Origin of the sequence: Flavobacterium reichenbachii (genome assembly GCF_002217435.1) — a bacterium.
Classification (GTDB): Bacteria; Bacteroidota; Bacteroidia; order Flavobacteriales; family Flavobacteriaceae; genus Flavobacterium; species Flavobacterium reichenbachii.
Window position 1 is genome coordinate 1 of record NZ_MUHF01000043.1, and the last position, 5,077, is coordinate 5,077.

Below are 5,077 nucleotides of genomic sequence, written 5' to 3' on the forward strand. Positions count from 1 at the left end.
GAAGCAATATCATTTGGGTTTATATTGTCAAGCGGACTTCCGTTAGAAAAACCTCCATTTGCATTAGATCCTTCCGTAGAAATAGGAAAACCATCTATTACGTACAACGGCTCATTTCCTGCAGTGATAGATCCTGCCCCGCGTATCTCGATACTAAAAGGCTGCCCAGGAAGTCCTGTTGTTTGTTTTACTCTTACACCGGCAATCTGCCCAATTAATCCCTGATCTACTCTTGAAATTGGTCTTTCTGTAAAATTATCGGCTTTAAGAGACGATATTGCTCCTGTAACCAATTTCTTTTTCTGAGTTCCATAACCAATAACCGTAACTTCATTCAGCGTAGAACTTTCTGCTTCAAGAGTAATATTGTAACTGTTTACAGCACCTACTTTAATCTCTTTTTTTACAAATCCTACAAAAGAAAAAACCAAAGTTTCTCCAGGAGCAGCATTTACTGTATACTTTCCGTCAAAATCTGTACTGGCTCCTCTATCCGTTCCCTTAACCAGCACATTTACTCCCGGTATAGAGAGTTTGGCTGCATCAGTAACAATACCTGTAACCTGTTTATTCTGCGAATAACCGGATGCATGAAGCAATGCAAACACGGCCAGCAGCAGCAGATGATTAATTTTGTTTTTCATAAATAGTCAAATTTGGTTAATTAATTAGTTAGTTATCCCAAATTTATTTAGAAGAGGTATTCACAGTATCCTGTAGTATCCTGTTAGAATTCAATATCTTATGATTTAAGTTAAGTTTATTTTAACAGATTTCACACACAACTATCTGATTTACAATTGTTAATTGATTGCGAAATTCAAAAATATATTATCAAAAAAATAATTAAAATATTTTTTTACATTTCATATTCAATTATATAAAAAACTAAGAAAACAATAAATAAGTATTGGTTTTACTGATAAATCAATTTTTATTAATAATTCAAAAATACAGGACGCAACAGGATAGCATTTTCAATCGCTACTAATACTTTTACTTTATTATGAAGATTTTTTTGATACTTTGCACATGCAAATCTGCAGGATTGTAAACATTTTAGAAACAGTATAATTTTAGAATAATTAATGAAACGACTTAAAAAATACAGCTTTATTACCTTATTCGTTTTTGGAGCTTTAACCTCTTATGCTCAGAAAAATACAAATCCGTGGCCGGCATCAACCAATATAAACCAGCCGTGGGCGCGCTGGTGGTGGATGGGAAGCGCTGTAGACAAACCAAACTTAAAAAAAAGTCTGATAGATTTTTCTAAAGCCGGAATTGGCGGTGTAGAAATTACCCCGATTTATGGCGTAAAAGGCGAAGAAAAAAACTTCATTGATTATTTATCTCCAAAATGGATGGAGATGCTGGATTATACCGTTCACGTTGCAGACAGTCTTCATATGCAGGTCGATATGGTTTTGGGAACTGGCTGGCCATATGGCGGACCGCAGGTAACACTGCAAAATGCCGCAACAAAGCTGATTGTAGAAAAATATCAGATTAAAAAAGATGAAACGATTAACAAAAATATTATGCTGGATACTACAAAAGAAAAAATACCAGCACAGCTTTTGTATGTTGTAGCATACGGCAGCGACGGCTCTTTTGTGAATCTGACCGATCAGGTAAAGCATAAAAAAATAAAACAAAAGAAGAAAGTAATTGAAGGCACAAGCATTGCACTGCCCAATATTTTACAATCTAATTTATTAAAATGGAAAGCAAAAAAAACAGATTATTCTATTTATGCCGTTTTTAGCGGAAAAACAGGACAACAGGTAAAAAGAGCGGCTCCGGGCGGAAAAGGATATACACTCGATCATTATTCTAAAGAAGCACTTAATGCTTATGTAATGCCTTTTAATGATGCTTTTAAAGGTCGTGAAGGCAAAATCAGAGCTATTTTTAATGATAGTTATGAGGTTTACGGAACTGATTTTACGCCAAATTTCTTTGAGGAATTTAAAAAATTAAGAGGTTATGATTTAAAAAAAGAACTTCCGAAATTACTGAATGAAAAAGACAATGAAATCGGTAACAGAATTAGAAGCGACTACAGACAAACTATTTCTGATTTATTATTAAACAAATTTGATAAAACGTGGACAGATTGGGCGCATTCGAAGAAATTTAAAACCAAACTTCAGGCGCACGGTTCTCCCGGAAATCTAATTGATTTATACGCTTCTGCGGATATACCTGAATGTGAAACTTTTGGTTCAATGCCATTTGCAATTCCCGGATTCAGACGCGAAAAAGAAGACATTCGAGAAGGTGACGCCGATCCTGTAATGCTGAAATTTTCTTCGTCGGCAGCACATATTTCTGGTAAAAATCTGGTTTCGTCAGAAACTTTTACATGGCTTCGAGAACATTTTAAGACCGCTTTATCACAATGCAAACCAGAAGCCGAAGAATTGATGCTCAACGGTGTAAATCATATTTTTCTTCATGGCTCGACCTATTCTCCAGAAAGAGCAGCATGGCCGGGATGGAAATTTTATGCATCTGTAAATTTTAATTCTAATAATACAATTTGGGAAGATGCACCTTCCTTATTCTCTTATATTTCAAACTGCCAGTCGATGCTGCAACAGGGAAAACCAGACAATGAACTCTTAATGTACTGGCCTGTTTTTGATGTTTGGGACAAATACCAAAACGGAAATTTATTTTTCCAGTTTAAAATACATTCGCTTTCAGAATGGCTTTACGGAACATCTTTTTATTATTACAACCAGGCTCTTATAAAAAAAGGATATGGAATTGATTATGTTTCTGACGATTTTATTGACCAAGCTAATGTTGTAAACGGACAAATCACCCTGCCGGGTGGGAACTACAAAGCAATGGTAATTCCGTCCTGTAGAAAAATGCCGTTGGCAACTCTTCAAAAACTTATTGAACTAAAGAAAGCCGGAGCAGTAATTATATTTGGAGGACTTCCAAAATCTGTTCCCGGCTACAATGATTACGAAAAACAAGAACAGCAGCTTCAAACCCTTTTAATAGAAAATAAGGAAGTAGTAAAAGTGCCTATTACTATTGATGATGCCTTATCAGATGCTCAAATAAACCCTGAAAGTCTTGTAATCAGCGGTCTTAAATATATCCGCAGGACTGTAAATGGAGAAAAAATATACTATGTGGTCAACCACGGCCCAGTGGCAGTCGGACCTTATATTCCATTACAAGCTCTTAACAAAGAAGTGATTATTTTCGATCCGTTGACAGGCGATTATGGGAACGGAATTGTAATAAAAAGAGAAAAAAATACTTTTGTTCAATTGACTATTGAGCCGGGAAAATCGTATTTCTTAAAAACAGAAAACACAGCCTCTCAAAAGAAATGGGTTTACTACGAAAAAACGGCCAAACCAGTTGAATTAAAAGGAAACTGGAAGCTTTCTTTTGATAAAGGCGGTCCAAAACTTCCGGCAAATACATCGGTTTCTAAATTAGAATCCTGGACAAAATTAAGCCCTGACGCAGAAGCATTTTCTGGAACGGCAACGTATACCTTAGAATTTGAAAATTCGAATACTAAAACACAAAATTGGGGCTTGAATCTGGGAGATGTCCGCGAAAGCGCAAAAGTCTGGATTAATGATGAGTTTATTGGTACAGCATGGTCTGTTCCGTATCAATTGAATATCGGAAAATTAAAATCGGGCAAAAACACTTTAAAAATTCAGGTCACGAATCTTGCCGCAAACAGAATCAGGGATATGGAGCTAAAAGGTCAGGAATGGAAGATTTTCTACGAAATTAATATGGTCGATAAAGATTATAAAAAATTTGACGCAACCAAATGGACTCCAATGCCTTCCGGATTATTAGGACCTGTTACTATTACGCCGCTGCAACCACAAAACTAACTATTAACATAACGAATATTAAAATGAAAAAAATACTTTTACTTTTCGCTATATGCCTTTCATATACTGCAAACTCACAGCAAAATTTTGATAAGAAATTAATCTTAAAACAGATGATTGTTGCCAATGATTATTTTATGCAGAAATGGCCGGAAACCGGAAAAACAATTATTACCAACAAGGAGCGCCCAAGTAATATCTGGACGCGAGGTGTTTACTATGAAGGACTTATGGCGCTTCATGAAATTTTTCCGAAAGATACTTATTATGATTATGCTTATTCTTGGGCCGAATTTCATAAATGGGGATTTAATAGCGGCAATACAACCCGCAACGCAGACAATTACTGCGCGGCGCAGACTTATATTGACTTATATAACCTGGAACCAGATTCTAAAAAACTAAAGAATACGAAAGCCAACATTAATATGTTATTGAATACGCCGCAGCTGGAAGACTGGTCGTGGATTGATGCCATACAAATGGGAATGCCCGTTTTTGCAAAAATGGGGGTTTTGGAAAAAGACAATCGTTATTTCGAAAAAATGTATGAAATGTATATGTATTCTAGAAATAAGCACGGTGATAACGGTCTTTTTAATGCTAAAGAAGGTTTATGGTGGCGTGATGCCGATTTTGATCCTCCTTATAAAGAGCCAAATGGCAAAAATTGTTACTGGAGCCGAGGCAATGGCTGGGTAATTGCAGCCTTAGCAAAAGTGCTGACTATAATTCCAGAGAATGCGCCTCACAGAGAACAATATGTTAAGGATTTAAAAGCAATGGCGGCAGCTTTGGTTCCGATTCAGCGAGCAGATGGTTTTTGGAATGTAAGTCTTCATGATCCTACTAATTTTGGCGAAAAGGAAACTTCTGGAACAGCTCTTTTTATCTATGGAATTACATACGGAATCAACAGCGGTATCTTAAAAAAAGAAACTTATCTGCCAGTTGTTCAAAAAGCGTGGAATGCTGTTACAACAGAAAGTTTACACACCAGCGGCTTTTTAGGTTTTTTGCAGTCAACAGGAAAAGAACCTAAAGACGGTCAGCCTTTATCGTACGATAAAATACCTGATTTTGAAGATTATGGCTTAGGATGTTTCTTGCTTGCTGGTTCTGAAATTTATAAAATGAAATAAAAACATTTACAAGTAAAACCGTCGGGTATAATTATTTTCAACACATAG

At 36.0% G+C, this 5,077-nt stretch carries 3 protein-coding genes; 2 read left to right on the forward strand and 1 reads right to left on the reverse strand.

The genetic code is table 11. From position 1 onward, the window contains the following. On the reverse strand, nucleotides 1–644 hold a 644-nt coding region (locus B0A68_RS24205; protein WP_165770646.1), incomplete at its 3' end, for a carboxypeptidase-like regulatory domain-containing protein. Nucleotides 645–1,088: 444 nt separating this feature from the next. Between B0A68_RS24205 and B0A68_RS24210 the strand changes: the two genes are divergently transcribed. Both B0A68_RS24210 and B0A68_RS24215 read left to right on the forward strand, forming a co-directional pair. After that, nucleotides 1,089–3,887: a glycosyl hydrolase gene (locus tag B0A68_RS24210; RefSeq protein ID WP_035689740.1), complete on the forward strand. Its 2,799-nt coding sequence runs from the start codon at nucleotides 1,089–1,091 to the stop codon at nucleotides 3,885–3,887. A gap of 23 nt (nucleotides 3,888–3,910) precedes the next feature. Then, nucleotides 3,911–5,029, forward strand: coding sequence for a glycoside hydrolase family 88/105 protein (locus B0A68_RS24215; RefSeq protein ID WP_035689742.1), 1,119 nt, complete (start codon nucleotides 3,911–3,913; stop codon nucleotides 5,027–5,029). Nucleotides 5,030–5,077 lie beyond the last annotated feature (48 nt).

What these genes read in the sequence shown, in the direction of transcription:
- B0A68_RS24210 (WP_035689740.1), top strand. Translation starts at nt 1,089, where the DNA reads ATGAAACGACTTAAAAAATACAGCTTTATTACCTTATTCGTTTTTGGA.
- B0A68_RS24215 (WP_035689742.1), top strand. Translation starts at nt 3,911, where the DNA reads ATGAAAAAAATACTTTTACTTTTCGCTATATGCCTTTCATATACTGCA.